The following is a 26,375-nucleotide window of genomic DNA, read 5'->3' as shown; positions in this document are numbered from 1 at the left end:
CGCCCCGACCGGGCACTCCACGACATCATCGACACCACGACCGCTCACGCAACGCACGAACGACCAGCACTGCACGCCACGGCCGACTCCGGCCCGAACGAAGGACACCTCCCGTCATGACCACCGCACGCATCGCCATCGACCCGAACGTCACGGTCGCCCCCGTCAACCGCCGGATCTTCGGCTCGTTCGTGGAGCACCTGGGCCGCTGCGTCTACGACGGCATCTACGAGCCCGGCCACCCCACCGCCGACGCCGACGGCTTCCGCGGCGATGTGGTGGACCTCGTCACGGAGCTCGGTACGAGCACCATCCGCTACCCCGGCGGCAACTTCGTCTCCGGCTACCGCTGGGAGGACGGCGTCGGGCCGCGCGAGAACCGCCCCGTGCGCCGCGACCTGGCCTGGCACTCGCTCGAGACCAACCAGGTCGGCGTCGACGAGTTCGCCAAGTGGTGCAAGCTCACCGGCAGCGAGATGATGATGGCCGTCAACCTCGGCACGCGCGGGGTGCTCGAAGCGCTCGACCTCCTCGAGTACACGAACCACCCGAGCGGCACGGCGCTGTCCGACCAGCGGATCGCGAACGGCGCACCCGAGCCCTACGGCATCAGCATGTGGTGTCTCGGCAACGAGATGGACGGGCCGTGGCAGGTCGGCGCCATGTCGGCCGACGACTACGGCAAGCTGGCCGCCCGGACCGCGTCGGCGATGAAGATGGTCGACCCGAAGCTCGAACTCGTCGTCTGCGGATCGTCGAGTTCCTCGATGCCGACCTTCGGCGACTGGGAGCGCACCGTCCTCGAGCACAGCTTCGACTCGGTGGACTACATCTCCTGCCACGCGTACTACCAGGAGCGCGACGGCGACCTCGGGTCGTTCCTCGCCTCGTCGCTCAACATGGAGTACTTCATCCGCACGGTCGTCGCGGCCGCCGACCACGTGCAGCACAAGCGTCACTCCGACAAGCAGATCCAGCTCTCGTTCGACGAGTGGAACGTCTGGTACCTCGACGAGTGGAACGCGATCGAGGGCACGATCGAGGAGTGGGCCTACGCGCCCCGCCTCATCGAGGACGTCTACTCGGTCGCCGACGCGGTCGTGTTCGGCAACCTGCTGATGACGCTCCTCAAGCACAGCGACCGCGTCGGTTCCGCGAGCCTCGCGCAGCTCGTGAACGTCATCGCCCCGATCATGACCGAGCCGGGCGGCGGAGCCTGGCGGCAGACGACGTTCTTCCCGTTCTCGGTCACCAGCCGGCTCGCGTCGGGTGTCGTGCTCGCGCCGCGCATCGAGGTCGGCAGCTACACCACGAAGGTCCACGGTGACGCACCGCTCGTCGACTCGGTCGCGACGTACGACGCCGAGGCCGGGACCGCGGCCGTGTTCCTCGTGAACCGTCACCAGGACGAGGCGATCACGGTGACCGTCGACGTCTCGGCGCTCGGCGTGGGTTCGATCGTCGAGGCGAACGGCATCCACGACGAGGACGTCTACGCGAAGAACACGATCGACGACCGCGAGCGCGTCGGCCTCATCGCGAACGAGAGCGCGTCGCTCGCCGACGGCACCCTCACGATCACGCTCCCGCCCGTGTCGTGGACGGCGGTCGCACTCGGCGCCTGAGTCGGGAAGCGGGAAGCGGGCTGCGGGAAGCGGGCTGCGAGTCAGGGGTCTCGACGTTCGCAACTCAGGACGATCGCGGCGGGTCTGCCGCGCTCGCGGCGATCGCGGGACGGCGCGCCGGACCCGTCCTGAGTGATGCACGTACTCGGCGTCGGCGGTGGGTGGGGGAATCCCACCCACCGCCGACGTCGTGCGGCCCTACAATCGGCACATGACGGCACGGGGCTCCTACGCGAAAGGTGTTGCGCGCCGCGAGGAGATCCTGCGCGTCGCGCTCGCGGTGTTCGCGCGCGAGGGGTATCGCGGCACGTCGCTCCGTGAGGTCGCGCGTGAGGTCGGCGTCAGCCTGCCGGGGCTCATGCACTACTTCGAATCCAAGGAGCACCTGTTCGCGGCGATCCTGCGGGAGCGCGACGCCGTCGACTACGAGGAGTTCGCCGCGGCCGGCTCCCAGGACGCGATCGAGGGTCTGGTCGCCGTCATGCGCCACAACAGCGATGTCCCGGGCCTCGTCGAGTTGTACCTGACGATGGCGGCCGCCGCCGGTGATGCGGAGCACCCGGTGCGCGGGTTCTTCGTCGATCACGTCACGGCGGTGCGCCGGAGCATCGCCGACGTCGTCCGTGATCGCCAGGCTTCCGGGCGGGTCGCCGCGGGCATCGATCCCGAGCACGTGGCGCGCGTCATGGTCGCCCTCGCCGACGGGCTGCAGGTGCAGTGGACGCTCGACCCCTCCGTCGACATGGCCGGTGACCTCGAGCGCGCCTGGGCTCTCCTCGTCGGTGACGCCGGCGCGGTGCGCTGACCCGAGCGCGGGTCTGTGGGGCCCGGCGCGGTGCGGTGACGCGAGCGCTGGGGAATCGGCGTGGGTGCGCCCCGGGCGCGTGGGCGCGACCCTCCGGAGACCCGCGCTCACGCGGCTGGGGTGCGCTCGCGTCAGCGCACCGCGCTGGCAGCAGCCACACCGACAGGTTTCGTGAAAACCTATTGACCACTCGGGTTTCGCGCCTATACTCAAAGCCGTGCAGTGATCGGTTTCCCGATCCTGCCGGGACAGCACCACCCGCGGGCCAGAGCCGGTCCGCAGCTCAGCGTTGAGAGGAACTCGGATGTCCAACCCACCCCGCCGCCCCAAACCCACCGGCCAGCGTGCCTCGAGCGGCCCCTACGTCAGCCTCGTCACCGGCCCGTCGGGACCGACGGAACGAGCATCGAAGCGGGTCGTCACCACCATGGCGCTCGCCCAGTTCGGCCTGTTCGTGGCCCTGCTCGCCCCGGTCACCGTGAGCCTGGCCCTCAAGACGCAGCAGCTCGTCCCCGGTGACCAGGCGGCGGTCGTCAACGGCAACGTCCTCTCCATCGCCGCCCTGTTCGCCCTCGTCGCGAACCCGGTGATCGGCCGCCTGTCCGACATCACGCTCTCGCGCTTCGGTCGCCGCCGCCCGTGGATGTTCCTCGGCGCCATCGGCTTCGTCGCCTCGCTCACGATCGTCGCGTTCGCTCCGAACGTCCCGGTCCTCATCGCCGGTTGGTGCCTCGCACAACTCACCGGCAACGCCATCCTCGGCCCGCTGCTCGCGACCATCGCCGACCAGGTCCCGCCGGAACAGCGCGGGAGTGTCTCCGCGAACGTCGGCGTCATGCAGAACGTCGGCATCCTCGCGGCGGCCTTCGTGGCCAGCTGGTTCGTCACCGACATGCTGCTCCTCTTCGTCGCTCCGGCCGTCTTCGCACTCATCACCGTGTGGCTGTACTGCTTCGTCCTGCCCGACCGCGCGATCACCACCCGTCCGGACGTCGGCGGATGGAAGGGTCTGCTCTTCACCTTCTGGGTGAACCCGCTCAAGCACCCGGACTTCGGCTGGGTCTGGCTCTCACGGTTCCTCCTGACGCTCGCCTCGTTCCTCTTCGTCGCGTTCCGCCTGTTCTTCCTGCAGGAGGAGGTCGGGCTGTCGCAGCAGGGCGCCGTCGACACCCTGACCATGGGTGTGCTGATCTACACGATCGCGCTCGTCATCACCGCGAAGCTCGGCGGTTGGCTGTCGGACCGGATGCTCAACCGCAAGGTGTTCGTCATCGGGTCGACGGCGGTGTTCGCGGTCGGACTCATCCTGCTCGCCCACACCACGACGGTGCCCATGTTCTACGTCGTCGAGGCGATCATGGGGGCGGCGTACGGCGTGTACGTCGCGGTGGACACCGCCCTCGTCGTGGACGTCCTGCCGAACCCGGACGACGCGGCGAAGGACCTCGGTGTCCTCAACATCGCGAACGCCCTGCCGCAGTCGCTCGCCGGCGCGGTGGGCGCGTTCCTCCTCGGACTCGGCGCGGTCGGCAACAACTACACGGCCCTGTTCTGGGGCGCCGGGGTGATCGCCGTGCTCGGCGCGCTGACGATCCTGCCGGTCCGACACCGCATGACCCGGAACGCCGACGGGACGATCACCGGATCGATCGCGACCCGTGGGTGACCCCGGTCACGCCTCCCGCACCCCGATCACCAGCTCCACTCCATCACCCAGCGACGCCAAGGACGGCGTCAGAACGGACGGCAACACCATGACCGCACCAGCGCTCTCCGTGCAGCTCTACAGCATCAAGGAGCACCTCGACCAGGGCCTCGACGACGCCCTCGCCCGGCTCGCCGGCATGGGCCTGCGCGAGGTCGAAGCCTTCGACTTCGTCTCCCGCGCGCCCGAGCTCCGCGAGGCCTTCGACCGCCACGGTCTCGCCGCCCGCACCGGGCACGCGACCCTCCTCTCCGACGAGATCCGCTTCGGCGACCAGGTCATGCCGGTCGCCCCACCGGAGGAGGTGTTCGCGGCAGCGAAGGCCCTCGGCCTCGAGATCGTCATCGACGCGTTCGTGAGCCCCGACCGCTGGCTCGACGAAGCCGCCGTCGCCGACACGGCCGTCCCGCCTGAACGCCGCAGCGGAGCGCGCCGCCGACCACGGTCTCCGCGTCGGCTACCACAACCACTCCCAGGAGTTCGTCGCATCGTTCGGCGGACGCAGCGCGTTCGAGGTCTTCGCCGACCAGCTGCGTGACGACGTCGCCCTCGAGGTCGACCTGTTCTGGGCGGCGACCGCCGGCCAGGACGTCCCCGCGCTGCTCGGCCGCCTCGGCGACCGCGTCCAGGCGCTCCACGTCAAGGACGGCCTGCTGCCCGCCGACCCGTTCGCACCGGGCGCCGCCCCCTTCGTGCCGACGAGTCTCGACCAGCGACCGTTCGGGCAGGGCGAGGTCCCGCTGCGTGAGTCCCTCGCCGCAGCGCCCTCGGCGCGGTTCGCGATCATCGAGTTCGACCACTACGGCGCCGGCGACATCTTCGACGGCATCCAGGCGAGCGTCGACGCGCTCGTCGCCGAACAGCTCGTCTCGACCGAAGCGGCGGTCCGCTGATGGCCGCGGCAGCGCAGGGCACGACGGCACGCGCACCGCAGGGCAGCGGCCCGGTCGGCGTCGGGTTCATCGGCACCGGCATGATCAGCGACACCTACCTCGAGCACCTCACCGCGTTCCCCGACGTCCGCGTCGTGATCCTCGGCGACCTCGACGTCGACCGCGCGAAGGCCCAGGCCGAGAAGTGGGGCGTCGGCGAGTGGGGGACCGCCGACGACGTCCTCGCGCACCCGGACGTCGAGCTCGTCGTGAACCTCACGATCCCCGCCGTCCACGCGCAGGTCGCCTCGCAGGTGCTCGCCGCCGGGAAGCACGTGTGGACGGAGAAGCCGATCAGCGTCGACCGTGCGAGCGGGCTCGCGCTCCTCGAGCAGGCCGACGCCGCAGGACTCCTCGTGGGCATCGCGCCGGACACGGTGCTCGGCCCGGGCGTCCAGTCCGCGCGTCGCGCCATCGCCCGCGGAGACATCGGTCAGCCGCTCACCGCCCAGACCGTCATGCAGTACGCCGGCCCGGACATCTTCCACCCGAACCCGGAGTTCCTGTTCGCGAAGGGTGGCGGGCCGCTGTTCGACATGGGGCCGTACTACCTGACGACGCTCGTGCAGGTGTTCGGTTCGGTCGCCTCGGTGTCGGCGGCCGGCTCCCGTGGGCGTGCGACGCGGACGATCCAGCAGGGCGACCGCGTCGGCACCGAGTTCGCCGTCGAGGTGCCGACGCACGTCAGCGCCATCGCCCGCTTCGTGGACGGCGGCGTGAGCCAGAGCGTCTTCAGCTTCGAGTCGCCGCTCGCGAAGATGGGCGTCGTCGAGATCACCGGCACCGAGGGGACGCTCGTGATCCCCGACCCGAACATGTTCACGGGCGAGGTGCGGATCACCCGCGCCGCTCCCATCGAGCGGATGCAGCAGGACCCGGAGTGGGAGGTCGTGCCGACCGAGGGTGTCCTCGCCGGCCGCGGGACCGGGGTCCTCGACCTCGCCCGGGCGATCCGTTCCGGCGGCACACCGCTCGCCTCGGGCGCCCTCGGCTACCACGTGCTCGACACGCTCGTCTCGATCGACGAGTCCGTGGTGTCCGGCCAGACCGTCGACGTGGCGAGCCGGGTCGCGCCGGTCCCGCTCGTCGCCGAGGACTGGGACCCGTTCGCCGCGACGCTCTGAGCGCTGTGAGCCGAGCGGGGCACCGCAGAACAGAACCGAGCAGCATCGGAGCAGGCTGAGCAAGCCCCCGGTGGTGTCCGTCGCCCCACGTACGCTGAGGCGATGGACACCACCGGCCGGAGCGCCGCCGAGCACCCCGATGAAGCGACCCCTCGCCGGCGATGGATCCTCACCGGCCAGCTCGGCCCGGCGTTCGACGACGGCGGACCGATCCTGCTCATCGAATCGAAGTCCACCTTCACGAAGCGACCGATGCACCGGGCGAAGGCGCACCTCTTCCTCTCGGCCATCCGACATCGTGCGGCGGAACTCGGCGACCGGGCGGAGTTCCACCAGGTCGACCGCTACGAGGAGGTCGTCGAGGTCGGCGCCGACCTCGAGGTGATCGACCCACCCTCGTGGACGGCTCGGCGCTTCGTCCGCGAGCGCGGCCTCCGGGTGCTCCCGAGCCGCGGCTTCGTGACCTCGGAGCCGGACTTCGCGGCCTGGGCGTCGACGCGGGACGGCAAGCGGCTCCTCCTGGAGGACTTCTACCGCACGGTGCGGGAGCGGACCGGGATCCTCATGCGCGGCGACCAGCCGGAGGGTGGCCGCTGGAACTACGACCACGACAACCGGAACCCGCCGCCGAAGGGTGCCGCCCGGCTCGGTCTGCCCGAACCGCTCTGGCCCGAGGAGGACGACATCGACGCGGAGGTCCGGGAGGACCTCGACCGGTGGCAGCGCGACGGACTGGTCCAGCTGGTCGGTGATGACGGGCCCCGACGCTTCGCGGCCACGGCGGCCGAGGCGGAGGCGGCGCTCGCGGACTTCATCGAGACGAGGCTCGGCGACTTCGGCCCGTTCGAGGACGCCATGCTCGGCGGTGACTGGACGATGGCGCACTCCCTGCTGAGCGCGCCGCTCAACCTCGGCCTGCTCGACCCGCGCGACGCCGTCGAGACCGTGGTCGCCGAGTACCACGCCGGTCGCGCACCGCTGTCGAGTGTCGAGGGCTTCACCCGCCAGATCATCGGCTGGCGCGACTACGTCTGGCATCTCTACTGGCACCTCGGCGAGCCGTACCGGACGAGTCACAACGCCCTCGGAGCACACGAGCCGCTCCCGCGCCAGTTCCGCGAACTCGACGCCACCGCCATCCAGTCCAACTGTCTCCGCGAGACGATCGACGGGATGCGTCGCCACGGTTGGGCGCATCACATCCAGCGGCTCATGGTGCTCGGCAACTGGGCCCTGCAGCACGGGTACGACCCGGTCGCACTCAACGACTGGTTCATCGACATGTTCGTCGACGGCACCCCCTGGGTGATGCCCGCGAACGTCATCGGCATGTCGCAGCACGCGGACGGCGGCATCGTCGCGACGAAGCCCTACGCCTCGGGCGGTGCGTACATCGACAAGATGTCCGACTACTGCGGTGGGTGCGTCTTCAATCCCAAGGTGCGGCTGGGCGAGGACGCCTGCCCGTTCACCGCCGGGTACTGGGCCTTCCTCGACCGCGTGGAACCGCGCATCCGGCACAACACCCGTATGGCGCAACCGCTGGCCGGGATGCGCCGACTGTCCGACCTGCGCGCCGTCGTCGACCAGGAGCACACCCGCGAACAGTGGTGATCGGAGCAGTCGTCCAGCCCTCGCGCGACCCCTCGACCGGTGGGGAACGCGTCGCTAGGCTCGGCACATGACGCCCAGTGATGCAGCATCCGACCCGCAGATCGCCGCACTCCAGGCTGCCGCCGCCCAAGCCCAGGCCGAGCTCGAAGCCGCCCAGGCGCAGGCGGCACTCGCCGCAGCCAAAGTGAAGGCGGCCGAGGCGGCAGCGGCGCTCGCCGGGGCCGGGATCACCGCGTCGGGCGGGGCCACCGGAGCGGCGTCACCGGTCGAGCCGGTGGACCCCGGTTCCGCGAGTGATGCGCCGGCCGCCGAGGCCCCAGCCGACGTCCCAACCGACGACGCGGTCGGTACCGACACCAGCACCGCCGGCACTGGCACTGCCGACACCAGCAGCTCCGACGAGCTCAGCGCCGACACCATCGGTCCGGGCCCGCTCGGCCTCGACGACGTGCTGAAGATCCGCGACGGCTACCTCGTGCACGGCCCGGCGCTCGAGATGGGCGCCCTGGTCAACGGGGAACCGCTGCCGGGGGTGCAGGTCCGCATCCCGCTCAGTGTCATGAACCGGCACGGACTCGTCGCCGGCGCCACCGGAACCGGGAAGACCCGCACGCTCCAGGGCCTCGTCGAGCAGCTCTCGGCCGCCGGCGTCCCCGTGTTCGCCGCGGACATCAAGGGTGACCTCTCGGGCATCGCGACCCCGGGGGAGTCGAACGAGAAGCTCCTCGACCGCACCCGCGGCATCGGCCAGGACTGGACGCCGGCCGCCACCCCGACGGAGTACTTCGCGCTCGGCGGCGTCGGCAAGGGCGTCCCGATCCGCGCCACCATCGCCGCCTTCGGCCCGCTGCTGCTGAGCAAGGTCCTCGGCCTCAACGCCACGCAGGAGTCCAGCCTCGGTCTCGTCTTCCACTACGCCGACAAGGCGGGCCTGCCGCTCCTCGACCTGAGCGACCTGCGCGCGGTCCTCACCTACCTCGCGAGCGACGACGGCAAGGGTGAGCTGCAGGAGCTCGGCGGGCTGTCGGGCGCCACCGTCGGGGTGATCCTGCGGGAGCTCATCACCTTCGCCGACCAGGGCGCCGACGTCTTCTTCGGCGAACCCGAGATCGACACCGCCGACTTCATCCGCCTCGACCCGAGCGGGAAGGGCATCGTCAGTCTGCTCGAGGTGCCGGGCGTCCAGAACCAGCCGGCCCTCTACTCGACGTTCCTCATGTGGTTGCTCGCCGACCTCTTCAACACCCTCCCCGAGGTGGGCGACCCCGAGAAGCCGAAGCTCGTGTTCTTCTTCGACGAGGCGCACCTGCTGTTCCGCGACGCGTCGAAGGACTTCCTCGCGCAGATCACGCAGACGGTCCGGCTCATCCGGTCGAAGGGTGTCGGCATCTTCTTCGTCACGCAGACGCCGAAGGACGTCCCGGGCGAGGTGCTCGCGCAGCTCGGTTCGCGCGTCCAGCACGCCCTCCGCGCCTTCACCCCGGACGACGCGAAGGCGCTCAAAGCGACGGTGTCGACCTACCCGACCTCCGGCTACGAGCTCGGCGAGGTCCTCACCTCCCTCGGCACCGGTGAAGCGGTCGTCACCGTGATGAACGAGAAAGGGGCGCCGTCGCCGGTCGCGTGGACGAGACTGCGGGCGCCGCAGGGACTCATGTCGCCCAGTGCCGACACCGCGATCGACGCGGCGATCGCGGCGTCACCGTTGCTCGCGCGGTACGGAACGCCCGTCGACCGTGAGTCGGCGAGGGAGATCCTGACGGCGAAGCTCGAGGAGGCGAACCAGGCCGCGCTCGCCGCCGAGGCCGAACTCGAGCGGCAGCGCATCGCGGCGGAACTCGCGAAGCAGCAGGCCGCCGCCGACAAGGCCCAGGCCGCGGCGCAGAAGCAGGCCGACGCCGAGTACGAACGGTTGCTCCGGAAGACCGCCGGCACGACCCGCCGGACGTCGACGAGATCGTCGTCGACGTCCTCGAAGAGTCCGCTCGAGGAGATCCTCGGGTCGAAGGCGACACGGTCGATCCTCACCGGCGTCGTCGAGGGCATCTTCGGGACGCGTCGCCGCCGCTGAGCTGCCGCTCCGGTCTTGAAGCGGTCTCCCGTTCCCCTGAGCGGTCGTCCCTGCGGTCCCGCTGAGCGGTTTCCCGGTCCCTGAGCGGTCTCCCGGTCCCTTGAGCGGTTCCCCGGTCCCTGAGCTTGTCGAAGGGCGCGAACCTACCGGAGGCCGTCCTCGGCGAGGCGACCGAGCTCGACGGTGGCGAGGGCGTCGTCGAGCAACCCGTCCTGCAGCGACCACACGGCGGACAGCGCGGAGCGCGCGACCACCCACTCGAGGAGCGCGGTTCGCGACAGGCCGAGCGATCGACTCACCAGCCCCACCCGCTCGGTGAACAGCTGCGGGTTCCGCGCCGTCGCGGGATCGGGGTTGCTGAACAGCGCTGTGGCGTCGAAGGCGCGGTGGCCGACGATGCCCTTGGGATCGATCGCCCGCCAGTCGCCGGGTGCGAACTCGAGCACGTTCAGGTGGTGGAGGTCGCCGTGCAGCACGACGACGTCGGCGGGCGTCGTGGTGTCGAGCAGCCGACCGGCGAGCTCCCGCCCACGCTCGAGGAACGCGGCGCTCGCCGGATCGCCGAGGAGGGTGCCGAGGGCGGATGCGTCGTCGGCGAGCAGCTCGCGGAACCACCGGCGGAGCGTGGGGAGTTCGGCGATGACATCACCGGCATCGGTCGGCGCCGGGGTGGGGATCGCCGCGTGCAGGGTGGCGAGCACGGAGCACAGGATCGCGACGGCTCCGAGGTCGTCACCTGCGCGGGTCAGTGAGGCGAGATCACGGCCGCCCGTCGCGCGTTCCAGGACGATCGCGTGGTCATCGCCCGCGAACACCGCTGCACACCCGGCGCCGTCCCACGCCGCGAGCAGCTGACCGCCGAGTGCTTCTTCCTCGACGAGCGGAACCTTGAGCATCGCCGGTCGTCCGTGGTGCGTCACGGGGAGCAGCCGGCTCGACGGCGTCACGATGAGCTCGCCGTCGGGCACGAGTCGCCATTGCTCGACGGCCGCGTCGATGCCCCCTGGTCGCCATGTCACGGGACTCAGCCTAGGCAACCCGGTCAGACCGGTGCCTGCGCGTCGCGTCCCTCGGTCGGTCCCCGGGGCGGTCGCTGGGTCGCGCCTCGATCGGTCCCTGAGCTTGTCGAAGGGCATGGACACCGCCCTTCGACAGGCTCAGGGACCGGGGAGGGCGGGCTTCAGGCCGGGGAGGTGGGCTTCAGGGACCGGGAGGGTGGGGCTCAGGGACCGGGGAACGCCGGTTAGGCTGGCGCGGTGACCGACATCCGCGCGTACCGACCGTCCGACCGCGCCGCCGTGGCGGCGATCTGCATCCGAACGGGCGACTCGGGGGCGGACGCGACCGGACAGTTCAGCACGGACGACCTCCTGCCCGACATCTACGCCTTGCCTTATGTCGAGCACGAGCCCGAGTTGGCGCTGCTCGTCGACGCCGGTGCCGGCCCGATCGGGTACATCCTGGGCACGGCGGACACGACCGCCTTCGACCGCTGGTTCATCGAGCGCTGGTGGCCGACCGTCGAGGGGAAGTACGCGGCGGCCGCGGCCTCCGGTGCCGCGTCGGAGGGCGAACGCGGCATCGTCCGATCCGCGACCGATCGCGGCGGGCTGGCCCCGGAACTCCTCGCGCAGTACCCGGCGCATCTGCACATCGACCTGCTGCCGGAGACGCAGGGGATGGGTGTCGGCAGACGGCTCATCGACGCGTTCTGCGAGCTCCTCGCGGAGCGCGGTGTCCCGGGCGTGCACCTCGGCGTCGGCGTCTCGAACACCGGGGCGCAGCAGTTCTACCAGCGGACGGGCTTCACCCGGGTGGACGGCGACCCCGGGGCCCACTGGTACGCGAAGGCGCTCTGACCCGAGAGGCATCCGCCCCGAGTCGGATCCCGTGCGGTGCGACGTCACCATCGCGCTCCATCGCGGTGGCCGGGGCAGGCCGACTCAGCGAGAACAGTTCGGCTAGAGCAGTTCGGCGCGCGCCCAGCGCAGACGCTCGAGCGGGGTGAGCAGGTCGGGGTGGTCCTCGCGGAGGTCGTCGAGCGAGACCGGCTGGCGGGGTCGCTCCACCGGGCCGTCGTAGGCGGCGACGACGGCCGCGATGCTGTCCGTGCTCCATCGGTTGCTCCGCATGCGCAGGAGTGGGCGGTTCTCCGAGTCACAGACGAAGAACTGCGAGCTCGCTTGCAGCCCCCGACCTCGGAACTCGAAGAGCAGGCTGCGGCCGATCGCCTCCCGCGGAACGAACCGTTGCCGCCCGACGATGGGCTGCTCGATGAACCCGTCATGACACACGACGATGCGTTGGCGTCGAGACAGGACGGCGACGCCGAGCAGCACGACCATGCCGATGATGCCGAGCGTGATGACCCACGTGCGCTCGATGCTCGGGGTCGGGCCGACGAGCCAGAGTGAGACGCCCCACACGGGGAGGACGACGATTGCGGCGCTCAGGACGGCGCTCCAGAGCACGCGCGGATGCGGTCTGACCGTCACCGGTTCATCACCCCGTCGCACCACGCACTCACCCCCGCAGATCATCGTGGCCTGCTTTCAGTGGGTGGACAATCCGCCATCTGGGGGACAAGTAGGACGAATACCCCACTCTTCGAGCCGGTCCGACCGGTTGCGCCGATACGCTTGACTTCTCGGCGTCCTGCGATGTGCAATATATTGCATGCCCGCTCCCGCTCAAGCCAACCCGCAGCGCCGAGCGCTCCTCCGCGACGACGTCTATCAGTCGCTCCGCAACGCGATCGTCGACGGGACGTTCACCCCGGGCGAGAAACTCGTCGACACCGAACTCGAACGCTGGCTCGGCGTGAGCCGCACGCCCATCCGCGAGGCCGTCCTGCGTCTCGCCCGGAGTGGGCTCGTCATTGCGAAACCCGGACGGTCGACCGTCGTCGCCCCGCTCGACAGCCGGGCGACGTTGCAGGCTCAGGCGGTCGCCGCCGCCATGCACGAACTCGCCGTCCGTGAGGCGGTGCCGCACCTGAGCGCGGCCGACCTCGATCGCATGCGCGCGGCGAACCGTGACTTCGCAGCCGCGCTGCAACGTGACGATGCCGACGCCGCGCTCGCAGCGGACGACGCCTTCCATGCCGTGGCCGTGGACGTCGCCGGGAATCCGTTCATCCGTGATGCGCTCGAGGCGGTCACGCCGTTGCTGCGCCGGATCGAACGGCTGCGGTTCTCCTCGGTCGCCGCACGCGGGTCGATCGCGCAGCACGACGCCGTCATCGAGCGCTGTGCGGCGGGGGACGTCGATGCGGCGGCCGCGCTCGTCCGAGGCAACTGGACGACCCTCGCCGACCTCGTCCTCGCCCACCTCGACGAGGACTGAGCAGCGCCCACCACCCGCCCCGTTCCCCGACATTCCGCCGCACCACCGAGACCCAGGAGCCACCACATGTCCCTCAGCGACTTCTCCCGCTACCCGCTCACCTTCGGACCGAGTCCCGTCCACGAACTCAACCGCCTCACCGCCCACCTCGGTGGCGCGACGATCTGGGCCAAGCGCGAGGACGTCAACAGCGGTCTCGCCTATGGCGGCAACAAGACCCGCAAGCTGGAGTACCTCATCCCCGACGCGATCGCGCAGGGTGCCGACACGCTCGTGTCGATCGGCGGCTACCAGTCCAACCACACGCGTCAGGTCGCGGCGGTCGCGGCGAAGCTCGGGATGCAGGCCGTCCTCGTGCAGGAGAACTGGGTGGACTGGCCCGACTCCGTGAACGACCGGGTCGGCAACATCATGCTGTCGCGGATCATGGGGGCCGAGGTTCGCCTCGATCCCGCTGGCTTCGGCATCGGCTTCAAGTCGAGCTGGGAACGTGCCCTCGACGATGTGCGCGAACGCGGCGGCACCCCGTACGCGATCCCGGCCGGGGCGTCGGACCACCGGCTCGGTGGTCTGGGGTTCGCGAACTGGGCCGCGGAGGTCGAGCAGCAGGAGCGTGAACTCGGCGTGTTCTTCGACACGATCGTCGTGTGCAGCGTCACCGGGTCCACGCACGCCGGCATGATCGCCGGGTTCGCCGGCCAGGACCGACCGCGCCGGGTGATCGGCATCGACGCGTCGGCGAAGATCCAGGAGACCCGCGACCAGGTCGCGCGCATCGCCCGCAACACGGCGGAGCTCATCGGCCTCGAACGCGAGCTCCGCGACGACGAGATCACGGTGTTGGAGGGGTGGGCCGGCGACCTCTACGGGATCCCGGTCGAGTCGACGATGGAGGCGATCCGCCTGACCGGTCGGCTCGAGGGCGTCATCATCGACCCGGTCTACGAGGGGAAGTCGATGGCGGGACTCATCGACCTCGTGACGAGCGGTGACATCCCGGCGTCCAGCAACGTCCTCTATGCACACCTCGGTGGGCAGCCGGCGATCAACGCGTACAGCGCCCTCTTCCGCGACTGAGTCCGTGCCCGGTGTCCCGCCCGAGCGGGGTGCCGGCGCGGTGCGCTGAGCTGAGGTGTCGGAAACCGGCGCCAGCGCGGTGCGCTGACGCGAACCCGAGGGAACCGGTGTGAGCGCGGGTCAGGCGACCGAGCGCGCCCCTCCGGAGACCCGCGCCCACGTCGCTGACCCGCGCTCGCGCCAGCGCACCGCGCTGACCCACTACCAGGGTCGATGGTCGTGGTCCAGGGGCGGGCGGTCGCGAGCTGCGGTGCGAGACTTGGACCTCCACGACGCGAGGAGGTCGCATGCGCGCACCGATGGAACCCCGACACCAGACGCGGATCGCATGATCCGTCTGCAGTCCACCGCCTGGCCCACCAGCGGCACCTCCCTCGACCTCGGCGCCCTGCACGACGCGGCGTCAGGTGCGTTGGCGAGTATCGAGTCGCGTCTGGCGTTCACCTCCACAGCCGTGCGACTCGTCGGTCCGCTCGAGCAGCACACCGCCGGGCGGGTCTTCGCGGGACTCGGCGCGATCGCCGCGGTCGACGTCACACTCGCTCGGGTCGTCGAACCGCACCTCGACGCGCTCGCCATCCTGCATCAGGCCGACCTCGAACCGCCGGCCGTCTCCACCTGGGGGGTGTTCGCGGCCGAGGCGCCCGGGCTGCGTCTCGACGCGACCCTGGTCGACGACGCCTGGCAGCTGACCGGTACCAAGCCGTGGTGCTCCCTCGCGTCCCACCTGAGCGACGCCCTCGTCACCGCCCACACCGCGCCGGGGGAGCGGCGGCTGTTCGCCGTCGCACTCACCGACCCCGGGGTCACGACCGACGACAGCGCGTGGCTCGCCCGCGGACTGCCGCTCGTCCCGAGTGGCCCGGTCGGCTTCGACGGGGTCCCCGCTTCACCGGTCGGCGACGACGGGTGGTACCTGCGACGCCCCGGCTTCTCCTGGGGCGGGATCGGCGTCGCCGCCTGCTGGTGGGGCGGCGCGGTCACGCTCGTCGACCGCCTGCTCGCCGCGGCACGCACGCGACCCGACGCCGACCTCCTCCTCCGCACGCTCGGCGCCGCGGCCATCGACCTCTCGATCGCCGAGCAGGCGATCGCCGATGCGGCCCAGGCCATCGAGCACGGCCACGCCGACGACGCGGCCGGCCCGCGCCTCGCCCAGCGTGTGCGGTCGACGGTCCGCGGCCGGGTCGACGCCATCCGCGCCGGGGTGCTCGGAGCGCTCGGCCCCGGCCCACTCACCTCCGAGCCCGCCTACCTCGCGCGGATGTCCGACCTCGAGCTCTACGTCCAGCAGGACCACGGCGACCGCGACCTCGCGCGCTACGGCCGCATGCTGGTGGAGGCCGACTGATGCCCGCCTTCGACCACCGCGACCCCGGCACGTCGGCAGCCGCCTGGGCGACTCGCTTGCACGAGCTCGACCTGCCCGTCTGGGACGGCTGGCGGCACGCCACGGGCGTCGTCGTCCTGTCGCCGCACCCCGACGACGAGTCGCTCGGAGCCGGCGGGCTGATCGCGGCCGCCGCAGCCGCCGGGATCCCGGTCGAGGTCCTCCTCGTGACCCTCGGCGAGGGATCGCACCCCGACTCACCGACCACCACGCCCGAGGAACTCGCCCCGCGCCGGGAGGCCGAGTTCATCGATGCCGTCGGTCGTCTCCACCCGACGGTCCGGTACGACGTCCTGCACATCCCGGACGGCGGCCTCGACGCCGAACGCGCGGGCATCGCGGAGCGACTGCGTGCAGCCGTCGCCACCGCCGGATCGCGACCGCTCATCGTCGCCCCCTGGCGCGGCGACGGGCACCGCGACCACCGGATCGCGGGCGAACTCGCCACGGCCCTCGCGACCGAGCTCGACCTCGCGCTCGTGGAGTTCCCCATCTGGCTCTGGCACTGGGCCGACACCGACGACGCGACCCTGCCATGGGTCGAGGCGCGGATCGTCCCGCTCGACGCGGCGGCGCACGGGGCGAAGATCGCCGCGATGGACGCCTACCCCTCGCAGACGGAGCCCCTCTCGGACGCACCGGGCGACGAGGCGATCGTCGACCACCACCACCTGCAGCACTATGCACGCCGGTTCGAGGTGCTGTTCCCGAACGGACGTGCGCTGGACCTTGAGCCCGGACAGCGACCCGGATGCAGGTGCGGCGGCGGACACCGACACCGACCCCGCCGGCACCGATGCCGTGACGGCTGCGACGGCCGATGCGACCTCGCGCTCGAAGGAGTCGTTCGAGGACCACTACCGCGACCACCCCGACGGCTGGGACTTCGGGTCCTGGTACGAGGAGCGCAAACGTCGGGTCCTCCTCGCCGCCCTGCCTCGCCAGCGCTACGGCTCGGTGCTCGAACTCGGATGCGCGACGGGTGTGCTCACCGAGCGGCTCGCGGACCGCAGCGACGACGTGCTCGGTGTCGACATCGCCGAAGCACCCCTCGAGATCGCCCGTCGACGGGTGCCCGCCGCCCGGTTCGAACGCGGCACGCTCCCCGACGACTGGCCGAGTGGTGCCTTCGACCTCGTGGTGATGTCGGAGGTCGGCTACTACCTGTCGGCGACCGACCTCGACCGGGTGATCGACCGCCTCCTCGGCTCGCTCACGCCCGGCGGGAGCATCGTCGCGTGTCACTGGCGGCACCCGGACGACCACGCCACGACCTCGGCCGAGTTCGTCCATCGCCGGTTGCTCGAACGCTGGCCCGGCCGTCGGTCGATCCAGCACGTCGAGGACGACTTCCTGCTCGACGTCCTCGTGCCTGCCGATGAGGCGAGCATCGCCGCGGTGGACGGTCTGACGGGCTGATGCTGCGACGGATCGATGCCGTCGTGCCCGCGCACGACGAGGAGGAGCTGATCGGGGCATGCCTCGACGCGCTGCTCGTCGCGCGTGCCGCCGTGCTGCGTCTCCGTCCCGAGCTGCAGGTGGGGATCGTCGTGGTGCTCGACGACTGTCGCGACGACACGGCGCGGATCGTCCGGGAGCGGTTGGCGGGCTTCGATCCTGACGAGATGGTCACCGTCGTCATCGACGAGCGCAGTGTCGGCGCTGGCCCGGCGGGCCGGTGTCGCGGCCACTGTGGGATCAGGTGCTGCGGGATCAGGCGCTGCCGACGTCTCAGAACGGTGGATCGCCAACACCGACGCCGACTCGCGCGTTCCGGAGGACTGGTTCTCCGTGCACGCCGATGCCTTCGACGACGGTGTCGACGTCCTCCTGGGGACCGTCCGCCCCGACTTCACGGACTTCTCCGAGGACGACGTGGAGCGGTGGTCGCTGACCCACCCGCCCGGACATCTGCCGGGCAACGTGCACGGGGCCAATCTGGGTGTCCGGGCCGATCGGCTCGACGAACTCGGCGGCTTCCGTGAGCTGGCCGAGCATGAGGACGTCGAGCTCGTCGAGCGTGCCCGGGCGGCGGGTCTCCGGGTCGTGCCGACGCCGGATGCGCCCGTCGAGACCTCGGGTCGGCGACGTGGCCGGACCCCGGGTGGCTACGCCGCGTTCCTCGCCGAGACCTACCCGCGATCCTGACGATCCCGCGCGTCTGAACCCCCGGCCCGCGTCGACGGATCAGGTCCGTCCGACTGCGGGTCGACGATGACCTCGGTGACCTCGCCGACGTCGAGCACCGGGTACCGGGAGACGGCCCCGACCTTCTCCTCGCTCGCGAGCACGTAGACGTCGGTGCTGCGCTCGGCGAGGGCGCGCTTCGTCGCGGCGTCGTCGAGGTCGCCGGTGGTGAGGCCGTGTTCGGGATGGAAGCCCGTGACGCCGAGGAAGCAGGCGTCGGCGCTCAGGTGACGGATGGCTTCAGCGGCGAGGGCGCCGCCCGCGACCATCGAGTGACGTCCGAGTTCGCCCCCGATCATGATGACGCGCGCCGGCGAGTGCTCCGCCACGGCGAGGGCGACCGCCGGGCTCGGGGTGATGACGGTGAGGGTCGGATCGTCCGGGAGGAGTCGCGCGAGCGCGAGCGCGGTGGTGCCGGCGTCGATGATGATGGTGCTGCCCGGTCGGATCCGCTCGGCGGCGATGCGGGCGACGCGCTCCTTGCTCGCCGTCCCGAGGGACAGTCGATCCCGGAACGGGCGGTCGGCCGCGGGGACCGGGAGCGCGCCGCCGTAGACGCGGACGCAGAGGCCGGCTTCGGCCAGCTCGCGGAGGTCTCGGCGGATCGAGTCCTCCGAGAGTCCGAGCGCAGCGGCGGCGTCCTTCGCGACGATCCGGCCGTCGCGGTCGAGGAGGTCGAGCAGGTGTGATCGTCGTTGTGCGCTCAGCATGCGTGCTCCTTCATGATCTTGCACGATCGTGCACGGTTAACGCTACAGTGCTGGACATGACAACGCCACTCCTCATCCTCATCGCCGGCCCCTACCGCTCCGGGACCGGCGGTGATCCCGACGCCATCGCCCGCAACCTGGAACGACTCGAAGCCGCAGCGGCGCCCATCTACGCGCTCGGTCACGTCCCGATGATCGGGGAGTGGGTCGCGCTGCCGATCCTGCGTGGGATCGACACCGCGTCGGGCGACGGCGACGTCATGTACGAGACGGCGAGGCGGTTGCTCCAGCACTGCGACGCCGTGCTCCGGTTGCCGGGGGAGTCGTCCGGTGCCGACACCGACGTCGCGATCGCCCGTGAGCGCGGGATCCCCGTGTACACCGACCTCTCGGAGATCCCGGCGCTCGAGGGCTGAGGTCGCTTGCCCGCGGCGTCCCGGCGCTCCGGCTAGGCTGACGCGCGTGCTCGACGACCTCCGGATCCGCCGCTACCGCGACACCGATGCGCGGGCGACCAGGTCGATCTTCGAGCGCGCGGTGCGGGTGACCGCTGCCGCCGACTACACGGCCGAGCAGCTCGCCGCCTGGGTGCCGGAGGACCGGGCAGACACCGTGCTGGACGACTGGGCCGCCCGACGTGCCGCGGTGACGACGTGGGTGGCCGAGCTCGACGACTCGGTGGTCGGATTCACCGACCTGGACGTCGAGACCGGCTACCTCGACATGCTGTTCGTCGATCCGGACGCGGGACGACGCGGCGTCGGGTCCGCGCTCATCCGTCAGGTGCTCGACGAAGCCCGGGCGGTGGGGCTCCGGGAGGTGACCGTGCAGGCGAGTCGGACGGCGCAGCCGGTGTTCGAGCGCCACGGCTTCGTCGTGGTCCGCGAGCAGCGGGTCGAGCGTCGCGGGGTGCTCATCGAGAACGCGGTGATGCGGATACCCCTGGACGCCTCGGCGGGGTGATGCTCCCGGGACGGTCTGCGCACCAGGCGGGGTGTCGCCAGCGCGGTGCGCCGACCCGAGCGCAGTGGTGTGGGTGCCGGCGCGGTGCGCCGACGTGAGGTCGCTGCAATCGGCGTGAGCGCGGGTCATGGACGTGGGCGCGGCCCTCTGGAGACCCGCGCTCACGCGTGTGACCCGCGCTCACGTCAGCGCACCGCGCTGGCAGTCCGTCAGGCGTCGGCGAGTTGGGCGTCGGCACGCTCCGGGGAACCGGCTGCGAGGCCACGGTCGATGGCACGTCGCGAGCCGAGCCAGAGCAGGACCCCGACCAGGAAGACGATGACCTCCGTCACGGTGAGCGACCAGACGATGCCACCGAGTCCGAACCACAGGTTGCCGAGGAGGACGATCGGGACGAACAGCACGCCCTGGGTGACGGCCATGACCGCCGCGGGGAGTGCTCGACCGGTCGCTTGGAAGAGCGAGGTGATGAGCCCGGTGAACCCGTTGGCGATCATCGCGGTGAGCTGGGCGACGAGGATCGTGACGCCGAGACCGAGGACGGCGGGATCGGCGATGAACGCGGAGACGATCGGCTCACGCAGGACGAAGACGACGCCGGCGAAGAGGACCGAGATCCCACCGACCGCGAGTGCCGAGGCACGGAGAGCGGACCGGAGGCGCGCGCCGTCGCCCTTGCCGAACGCGTAGGCGAGCAGCGGGAGCACGCCGAAGGTGACGCCCATGACCAGGAACTCGGGCACCTGGGCGATCCGGACCGCGACGCCCATGGCCGCGAGTGGGGCGTCTCCGTAGGCCGCGGCCAACGTGTTCAACACGAGCGCGGTGACGATGAGGAACCCCGACTGCAGGAGCGTGCTGACGCCGACACCGAGGACCGGCTTGAGGATGGTCGGCGACAGCGTGAACCAGCGCGGTGCCAGGCTGACGTGCTCGCTGTTGCGCTGCAACCACGCCACGAAGTAGACGAGGACACCGAGGTTCGCCAGACCCATCGCGAGCGCTGCACCGGCGACGCCCCAGCCGAACCCGAGGATGAAGACGAGATCGAGGACGAGGTTCGCCACCGCCGACGCGATGAGGGCGATCATCACCTGACGGGCGGCACCCTCGGCCCGCACGAGCTGTTCCAGACAGAACGCGGTCGCCATGACGGGGACGAACGCGAGCATGACACCGATGAACGCCGAGGTCGCCGGGGCGGTGACCGCGTCCGCCCCGAGCAGTGACACGAGTGGGCCGAGGAACACGAGGCCGATCCCGCCCAGGACGGCGCCCGTCAGGAACGCGCCCCAGACGGAGAAGGAAGCGGCCCGTTTGATGTCCCCGGCCTGTGCCGGGTCGTGTTCGGAGGCGCCCAGGAGTCTGGAGATGAGCGCGCCGCCGCCGACGCCGAACAGGTCGCCGATGGCCATGATCAGTCCGAGGATCGGGGCTCCGAGCGTGATCGCGGCGAGCAGGGTGGTGTCGTGCAGCGAGCCGACGACGCCCGCGTTGATGAGGTTGTAGACGGCGCTGACGACGAGGGCCGCCGCCATCGGGACGCACAGGTGGATCAGTGCCCGGATGATCGGGGCGGTCGCGAGGTACCAGCGGTTGCTGCCGATCGTGTCCGCTGCGGTCGGGGGTGCGGTGTCGGTCGATGGCGCGGTGGCCGTCGATGGTGCGGTGCCGCTGGGGACGGGCGTTCCGGTTGTGGGATCGGTGTGGTGTTCGGGGTGCATGGCAGGCTCCGTTTCGGGCAGGTTCCGGGCGCGACGATGAGCGCCGGCGCGGCGAAGGTTCGGTGATGGGGTGGTCGTCCGGCGCGGCCTGAGCGGACGGGCTCAGCAGGCGTTCGGGCGCGACGGACAGCGCCGTCGTGGCGTTCGCGGTCGCCATCGTGTTCGGCGGTCGGTGAGTGACGCGGCGAGTGGTCTCGGCGCGTGGTCAGGGAGCTCGGGTTCCCCGAGCGGTGATCAGCGGGTCGGCTGTGGCAGGTGCGCCGTGAGCTTCGTGAGCAGAGCGTGCAGGGTGTCGCGTTCGCTCCGGTCCAACGGGGTGAGGATGACGTCGTCGGCCTCGGCCATCGCGGTCTCGAACCCGGCGATGAGGTCGGTGCCGAGCGGGGTGGCGTAGACGCGCTTGGTGCGTGCGTTGCCGTCCTCCGTGCGGCGTTCGACGAGGTCCCGACGTTCGAGTCCCTGCAGGAGGCTCGAGACGCTGGCTGCGCTCGTCCGGCTCACCTCGGCGATGTCGCGTTGGCTCGATCCTGGATGCCGGACGAGGTGGCCGAGGACGAAGGCCTGTTCGTGACTGAGCTCGCGGGCTCGGATCCAGTCCTCGCCGGCCTTGCGCTGTGCCCACCCGATCCAGCGGACCAGTTCGAGTGTGCTGCTGAGGGTGGGTGTCTCGTCGTCCATGGTTAGAACGCTAACGCTTTGAGTTCTAACTGTCAACCATCGAATGATCGATCCGCTCAGCGCGGTGCGCTGACGTGAGATGTGCGGACTCGGTGCCAGCGCGGTGCGCTGGCACGAAACCGACCAGTTCGGCGTGGGCGCGGGTCGTAGCCCTGAGCGCGCCCCTCCGGAGACCCGCGCTCACGCGTGTGACCCGCGCTCACGTCAGCGCACCGCGCTGGCGCCACGGGGACACGTCGCCGGGGTGCTCCGGAAACGCAGAACGCCCCTCGCGGCGGGCGAGGGCGTTCTGGTGAAGCTGGCGGAGAATGGGGGATTCGAACCCCCGAGGGCGTTAACCCAACACGCTTTCCAAGCGTGCGCCATAGGCCACTAGGCGAATTCTCCATGGCTGTTTGTGAAAAACGGCCAGATAGCAGCATACCTGGTTCCCGGACCGCCGCGCGCCACCCGGCCCCGCCGCCGCGCTCCGAGCCCGGCCGAGCACGAACGCCCGCGGTCGGAGACACCGGCACGGAGCGCCGCTCGCGTCAGCTCGCGGCAGGCGGCCGCCAGTCCACCCGTTGATCACGCCGCAGCACGAGCGACCGGGGGAGGACTGCCGCGAGGACGCGTTCGAGCGGCTGACTCGCCGACCGCAGGGCCGCCTTCGCCTCAGCCAACGCCGCGTCGACCGAACCGGCGCTCGCCGCACCACCAGCCGGGACGCCTCGCGCGCCCCACTCGGCGCTAGCTCTCCCGCTCGACCGCCGCCACGAGTCGGTCGACGGCCGGCGACTCGATCCGGAACTGCCCGCGCAGCCGCGACGCGAACCCGCGTGGTGACTCCGCCGACGTCACGGGGAAGCCGAGGTCGCGGGCGGTGTCGAGGAACTCCGCCCAGGCCCAGCCCGCCGAGGTCCCCTCGGCGAGTGCACGCCGACGCCCGGCCGCACGCCGGAGACCCCGGGCGATCGACGGGGTGGCGAGCAGCACCAGCACGCCGAGCAGGATCGCGAGCGGGACGAGGGCCGCGGTGAAGGCCCCACCGGACTGGGTCGAGGTCGGTCCGCCGAGCGCGTCCGCGGTGGGGGTGGGCGTCGACGCCGCGGTCGGAGCCGGACGGCTGTCGGGACTCACCGATCCGCTGCCGGGCGTCGCCGTGCTCGCGTCGCTGAACTGCGTCACGACCCCACGGCTGGCCGTCGGCTCGAACGGCACCCAGCCCACACCCTCGAAGTACAGCTCCGGCCAGGCGTGCAACTGGTCCGAGGTGACGATGTAGGTGTCGCGGTTCGCCGGGGTGTTGTCGATCGTCGTGCCCGGCAGGTACCCGATGGCGATGCGCGCGGGGATGCCGAGGACGCGCGACATCACGGCCATCGCGGACGAGAAGTGGATGCAGTAGCCGGCCTTGCGCTCCAGGAACGTCGCGATGACCTCGGCTCCGCTGCCGTCGAAGCCCTCCTCGACGGGTGCCGACTCCGAGTACTCGAAGGTGCTGCGGAAGTAGCGCTGCAGGGCGATCGCGCGGTCGTAGTCGGTGGAGGCGGTCGCCGTGACGTCCGCAGCGGTGTCACGGATGATCTGCGGCAGGTCGTCGGGCAGCTCGAGGTACGGGGCGGCTGACGCCGGGTCGGCGACCGGCGGGACGTCGCGCATCTGCTGTGCGGTCGGCAGGATCGCGGTGCTCGTCGCCGTGTACGTCTGCCCGCGGGTGGATCCACGCTCCGCCATCGCCGTCAGCCCGGCGGCCTCGAACCGCCAGTCGCCGCGGAGCCCGTCGACCTTCTGCGTCGGGTACGGCAGCGGGAGCCACGGGCTCGACAGCGAGTCCACCGTGACCGTCGTCTCGAAGGTCTCCACCGGGATCGCCTCGCTGAGCCCGGCCGGCGCGGGGAAGGCGTCGAGCGTGTTGCCGTCGTTGTAGCCCGAATTGTCCGGTCCCCAGACCGTACCCGTGAAGTCGCTGAGGTCGGTGACCTTGAGGTAGGGGGCGTCGTCGGCGGTGGTCGTGTACTCGAGCGCGGTCGTGTTCGCGGGGCGCCGCAGACTCTGGCCGAGCGAGATGAGCGGGTTGATGCCGTTCACGAACGGACCGCTGCCACGGGCGCCGGCGGTCACGTCCCGGACGGCGAGGTCGGGGAGCGCCGCCGGCGTGAGGAGGGCGACGACCACCGCGACGGCACTGACCAGGACGGCCGGGCCGAGGCCTCCGAAGCGACCGGCACCGGTCATCGCCGACGGGCCGGCGCCGCGTCCATCGCCGGCGGCCCGGGCCGAGGCGAGGGCTCGCAGCAACTCGCGGCGCCGGACGTCCTCACGGAGCAGCCAGAGGAAGGAGAGTGCGACGAACGCGAACACCCACGGATCGAGGGGGAACGACACGGCGACGGTCGGCCCGGCGTACACGGCGAAGACCAGGACGGCCGCGAGCACCGGTGCGTGGCGGCCGAGCACGAGCCAGGCGACCGCCAGCGCGACGAGGCCGCCGCCGGCGGCCATGACGAAGACCACGCCAGCGTCGGTGTCGAGCGGGGCCGAGCCGTCGTGGAAGGTCTGGAACCCGGCGTCACGCAACCGTTCGAAGGCGCCGAGCGTCGTCGGGGTCGGGACGATGCCGATGATCGCCGTCTCACTGGCGAAGAACAGCGTGATCGTCAGCAGCCATGCGATGCCGGCGCCGAGCCACACGAACACCGCCGGCAGTCTCGTGCGCCGGAGGAGGATCGCCGTGGCGAGGACGATCGCGATGACGAGGTTCGTGACGAACCACCAGTCGAGCGCGTCGAGCACCCGCCCGAATCCGAGGCCACCCGTCGCGAGGAGGAGGAAGGCGGCGAGGCCCAGACGCAGGTCGCCGACGTTCGCGGTGTCGCGTGGGTCGTCCCGGCGCCCGCCGGCGCTTCCCGACCACGACCCGCCGCTGGTTCCGCCACGGGACGGGCGTCGGGGGTTCGACGAGCCGGCACCAGGACGGACGCCCGAGGGCACCCCTCCGCGAGACGGCACACGGCCACGGGCGGCGGCCGCCGCGCGGCGTTCCTCAGCGACGGACATACGCACCTCCGGCACCCCGGCGGCCGCCCTGGCCGCCCCGACCACCACGGCCGGCCGACTGCGGAGCCAGCGTGGTGGTCGCCGGACCGCTCGTGCCGGACCACAGCGCCTGGAACGATGCGCCGCGCTCGCCGACGTGGCAGCGCCAGCCCGCGGACTCCAGGAGCTCGATGGACCGACGCCGCGCGCCGGCCGGGAGGAGTGCGACGGGGAGTGGTGACAGGTGCGCGACCGCGGTCAGCTCGCCGAGGTCGCCCTCCTCGACGTCGCCGAGGATCGCGATGACCGGTTGCGACCGGCGCGCGGCGATGACGGGTGAGAGGTCGAGGAACCGATCGGGCCGGACCGACGGACGCAGGAGGGCCAGGTCGAGCAGGGCGGCGTCGAGGTCGTCCTCCTCGAGGTGCTGTCCGCCGCGGGCGAGTGCGTCGCCCATGTCGCCCACCGGACTGGACCGCAGTCCACCAGCCGCGGATCTCGCACTGATCTCGCGTGAGAGCTCCTCGGTGCCGGCACCGACCAGGTTGACGCGGTAGTCGGCGTCGACGAGGTGGGCGGTGATCGAGGCCGCCAGCGACACGGCCTGCTCGAACGCCGGCAGGTACGACGGATCGTCGTCGGGCCAGGCCCAGTGGGCTGCGGCGGTGTCGAGGAGGACGGTCGCCTCGGGGTCGTTGCGCTGCTCCTCCTGCCGCACCATCAGCTCACCGTGGTGCGCGCTCGCCCGCCAGTGCAGTCGGCGGATCGCGTCCCCCGGCAGGTAGGGACGGGCGATGATGTCGTCCTCGCCGGCGCCGACGTGCAGCGACGACGGGCGCGTGGAACCGTCGCGGCTGGCCGTGAGTGCGGGGATCTCCGGCAGGACCACGACCTCCGGCAGGACGACGACCGCATGCGTCCCGCCCACGTCGCGACGACGGACGACGAGTCCGAACGGGTCGCTCACGGTCAGCCCGAGCGGGCCGAGGTCGTGTTCTCCTCGACGCAGCGCCGTCACGGTGTACTCGGCCGTCCGACGGCGCGATCCGATGCCCGCGACGCCGGTACTCGGCAGGGTCCCCTCGGCGCTGCCGGCGAGCCCGGCCGGCACGCGGTCCTTCCACTCCGTGTGGACGTGGGGGAGCGCGCTCGTCTCGGCGATCGTGACCTCGACGGAGATCCGGCCGCCGACCGCGACGAGGTCGGGCCGGGTGGTGCGATCGACCCGGAGCGACGGTCGCTCGAGGTAGACCGCGCCGAAGCTGGCGGCGACGAGCGCGACGAGCAGGCCGGCCGCTGCGAGCAACTCCGGCGAGCCGATCCCGCGCGCGAAGATCAGGCACACGCCGGCCGCGATGAGCACGCCGACCGCGCGTCTCGTCAACGGCACGCGACGCTTCATGGGCT

General features: G+C 71.3%; 22 protein-coding genes, 1 tRNA gene and 1 pseudogene. 16 read left to right on the top strand and 8 right to left on the bottom strand.

The features are described from left to right. Nucleotides 1-116 precede the first annotated feature (116 nt). The 7 genes from arfA (at nt 117) to AC5JOC_RS15785 (ending at nt 9,876) form a co-directional block, all read left to right on the top strand. Nucleotides 117-1,625 carry an arabinosylfuranosidase ArfA gene (gene arfA / locus AC5JOC_RS15815; protein WP_494246794.1) on the top strand — a complete coding sequence of 503 codons (1,509 nt, stop codon included), beginning with the start codon at nt 117-119 and terminating at the stop codon, nt 1,623-1,625. 211 nt (nt 1,626-1,836) lie between these two features. Then, complete coding sequence (locus AC5JOC_RS15810) at nt 1,837-2,430, top strand: TetR/AcrR family transcriptional regulator (RefSeq protein ID WP_124769968.1); 594 nt, start codon at nt 1,837-1,839, stop codon at nt 2,428-2,430. Between the two features lie 304 nt (nt 2,431-2,734). Further along, the gene (locus AC5JOC_RS15805; protein ID WP_411556821.1) at nt 2,735-4,096 is read left to right on the top strand and encodes an MFS transporter; all 1,362 of its coding nucleotides are present in this window, start codon (nt 2,735-2,737) and stop codon (nt 4,094-4,096) included. A gap of 449 nt (nt 4,097-4,545) precedes the next feature. Then, a complete protein-coding gene (locus AC5JOC_RS15800; protein WP_494246899.1) occupies nt 4,546-5,028 on the top strand; it encodes a sugar phosphate isomerase/epimerase family protein in 483 nt (160 codons plus the stop codon). After that, the gene (locus AC5JOC_RS15795; RefSeq protein WP_494246793.1) at nt 5,028-6,191 is read left to right on the top strand and encodes a Gfo/Idh/MocA family protein; all 1,164 of its coding nucleotides are present in this window, start codon (nt 5,028-5,030) and stop codon (nt 6,189-6,191) included. The genes AC5JOC_RS15800 and AC5JOC_RS15795 overlap by 1 nt, the downstream gene beginning before the upstream one ends. A 102-nt stretch (nt 6,192-6,293) precedes the next feature. Further along, a complete protein-coding gene (locus tag AC5JOC_RS15790; protein ID WP_494246792.1) occupies nt 6,294-7,805 on the top strand; it encodes a cryptochrome/photolyase family protein in 1,512 nt (503 codons plus the stop codon). A gap of 67 nt (nt 7,806-7,872) precedes the next feature. Further along, the gene (locus AC5JOC_RS15785; RefSeq protein ID WP_494246791.1) at nt 7,873-9,876 is read left to right on the top strand and encodes a helicase HerA-like domain-containing protein; all 2,004 of its coding nucleotides are present in this window, start codon (nt 7,873-7,875) and stop codon (nt 9,874-9,876) included. Between the two features lie 143 nt (nt 9,877-10,019). On the opposite strand, the gene AC5JOC_RS15780 is transcribed toward AC5JOC_RS15785, so the two are convergent. Continuing rightward, a complete protein-coding gene (locus AC5JOC_RS15780; protein ID WP_494246790.1) occupies nt 10,020-10,895 on the bottom strand; it encodes an aminoglycoside phosphotransferase family protein in 876 nt (291 codons plus the stop codon). Nucleotides 10,896-11,132: 237 nt separating this feature from the next. Between AC5JOC_RS15780 and AC5JOC_RS15775 the strand changes: the two genes are divergently transcribed. Then, the gene (locus AC5JOC_RS15775; protein WP_494246789.1) at nt 11,133-11,735 is read left to right on the top strand and encodes a GNAT family N-acetyltransferase; all 603 of its coding nucleotides are present in this window, start codon (nt 11,133-11,135) and stop codon (nt 11,733-11,735) included. A 102-nt stretch (nt 11,736-11,837) separates the two neighbouring features. On the opposite strand, the gene AC5JOC_RS15770 is transcribed toward AC5JOC_RS15775, so the two are convergent. Further along, nucleotides 11,838-12,347 (bottom strand): hypothetical protein, encoded by a 510-nt coding sequence (locus AC5JOC_RS15770; protein WP_494246788.1) that lies wholly within the window; start codon nt 12,345-12,347, stop codon nt 11,838-11,840. 205 nt (nt 12,348-12,552) lie between these two features. Between AC5JOC_RS15770 and AC5JOC_RS15765 the strand changes: the two genes are divergently transcribed. The 6 genes and pseudogenes from AC5JOC_RS15765 (at nt 12,553) to AC5JOC_RS15740 (ending at nt 17,836) form a co-directional block, all read left to right on the top strand. After that, nucleotides 12,553-13,221 (top strand): GntR family transcriptional regulator, encoded by a 669-nt coding sequence (locus AC5JOC_RS15765; protein WP_192005736.1) that lies wholly within the window; start codon nt 12,553-12,555, stop codon nt 13,219-13,221. Nucleotides 13,222-13,287: 66 nt separating this feature from the next. Continuing rightward, nucleotides 13,288-14,298 (top strand): 1-aminocyclopropane-1-carboxylate deaminase, encoded by a 1,011-nt coding sequence (locus tag AC5JOC_RS15760; RefSeq protein ID WP_079706802.1) that lies wholly within the window; start codon nt 13,288-13,290, stop codon nt 14,296-14,298. 328 nt (nt 14,299-14,626) lie between these two features. Next, nucleotides 14,627-15,649, top strand: coding sequence for an acyl-CoA dehydrogenase (locus tag AC5JOC_RS15755; protein ID WP_494246787.1), 1,023 nt, complete (start codon nt 14,627-14,629; stop codon nt 15,647-15,649). After that, nucleotides 15,649-16,080, top strand: a pseudogene (locus tag AC5JOC_RS15750) (PIG-L deacetylase family protein); the annotation flags it as partial. The gene AC5JOC_RS15755 and the pseudogene AC5JOC_RS15750, both read left to right, overlap by 1 nt. A gap of 325 nt (nt 16,081-16,405) precedes the next feature. Continuing rightward, on the top strand, nt 16,406-17,107 hold the full coding sequence (locus AC5JOC_RS15745; protein ID WP_494246786.1) for a class I SAM-dependent DNA methyltransferase: 702 nt from the start codon (nt 16,406-16,408) through the stop codon (nt 17,105-17,107). A 234-nt stretch (nt 17,108-17,341) separates the two neighbouring features. Continuing rightward, on the top strand, nt 17,342-17,836 hold the full coding sequence (locus AC5JOC_RS15740) for a glycosyltransferase family 2 protein (protein WP_494246785.1): 495 nt from the start codon (nt 17,342-17,344) through the stop codon (nt 17,834-17,836). Here AC5JOC_RS15740 and AC5JOC_RS15735 read toward each other — a convergent pair. Then, on the bottom strand, nt 17,821-18,585 hold the full coding sequence (locus AC5JOC_RS15735) for a DeoR/GlpR family DNA-binding transcription regulator (RefSeq protein WP_494246784.1): 765 nt from the start codon (nt 18,583-18,585) through the stop codon (nt 17,821-17,823). The two genes, AC5JOC_RS15740 and AC5JOC_RS15735, sit on opposite strands and share 16 nt — an antisense overlap. Before the next feature lie 56 nt (nt 18,586-18,641). On the opposite strand from AC5JOC_RS15735, the gene AC5JOC_RS15730 reads away from it, so the two are divergent. Then, nucleotides 18,642-19,001: a hypothetical protein gene (locus AC5JOC_RS15730; protein ID WP_064294966.1), complete on the top strand. Its 360-nt coding sequence runs from the start codon at nt 18,642-18,644 to the stop codon at nt 18,999-19,001. 46 nt (nt 19,002-19,047) lie between these two features. Then, a complete protein-coding gene (locus AC5JOC_RS15725) occupies nt 19,048-19,548 on the top strand; it encodes a GNAT family N-acetyltransferase (RefSeq protein ID WP_494246783.1) in 501 nt (166 codons plus the stop codon). A 209-nt stretch (nt 19,549-19,757) separates the two neighbouring features. On the opposite strand, the gene AC5JOC_RS15720 is transcribed toward AC5JOC_RS15725, so the two are convergent. From AC5JOC_RS15720 to AC5JOC_RS15700, 5 genes are all read right to left on the bottom strand, one after another. Then, nucleotides 19,758-21,272: an MATE family efflux transporter gene (locus AC5JOC_RS15720; RefSeq protein ID WP_494246782.1), complete on the bottom strand. Its 1,515-nt coding sequence runs from the start codon at nt 21,270-21,272 to the stop codon at nt 19,758-19,760. Nucleotides 21,273-21,506: 234 nt separating this feature from the next. Next, the gene (locus tag AC5JOC_RS15715) at nt 21,507-21,950 is read right to left on the bottom strand and encodes a MarR family winged helix-turn-helix transcriptional regulator (protein WP_192005720.1); all 444 of its coding nucleotides are present in this window, start codon (nt 21,948-21,950) and stop codon (nt 21,507-21,509) included. A 299-nt stretch (nt 21,951-22,249) separates the two neighbouring features. Next, a tRNA-Ser gene (locus AC5JOC_RS15710) sits at nt 22,250-22,337 on the bottom strand. 342 nt (nt 22,338-22,679) lie between these two features. Further along, nucleotides 22,680-24,989, bottom strand: a complete 2,310-nt coding sequence (locus tag AC5JOC_RS15705; RefSeq protein WP_494246780.1) for a transglutaminase TgpA family protein — start codon at nt 24,987-24,989, stop codon at nt 22,680-22,682. Next, a complete protein-coding gene (locus AC5JOC_RS15700) occupies nt 24,976-26,370 on the bottom strand; it encodes a DUF58 domain-containing protein (RefSeq protein ID WP_494246779.1) in 1,395 nt (464 codons plus the stop codon). The genes AC5JOC_RS15705 and AC5JOC_RS15700 overlap by 14 nt, the downstream gene beginning before the upstream one ends. Between the last annotated feature and the right edge of the window lie 5 nt (nt 26,371-26,375).

It is taken from the genome of Plantibacter sp. (assembly GCF_059073635.1).
Note: the sequence above shows the minus strand (reverse complement) of the source record. Positions and strands in the feature narration are given on the sequence as shown.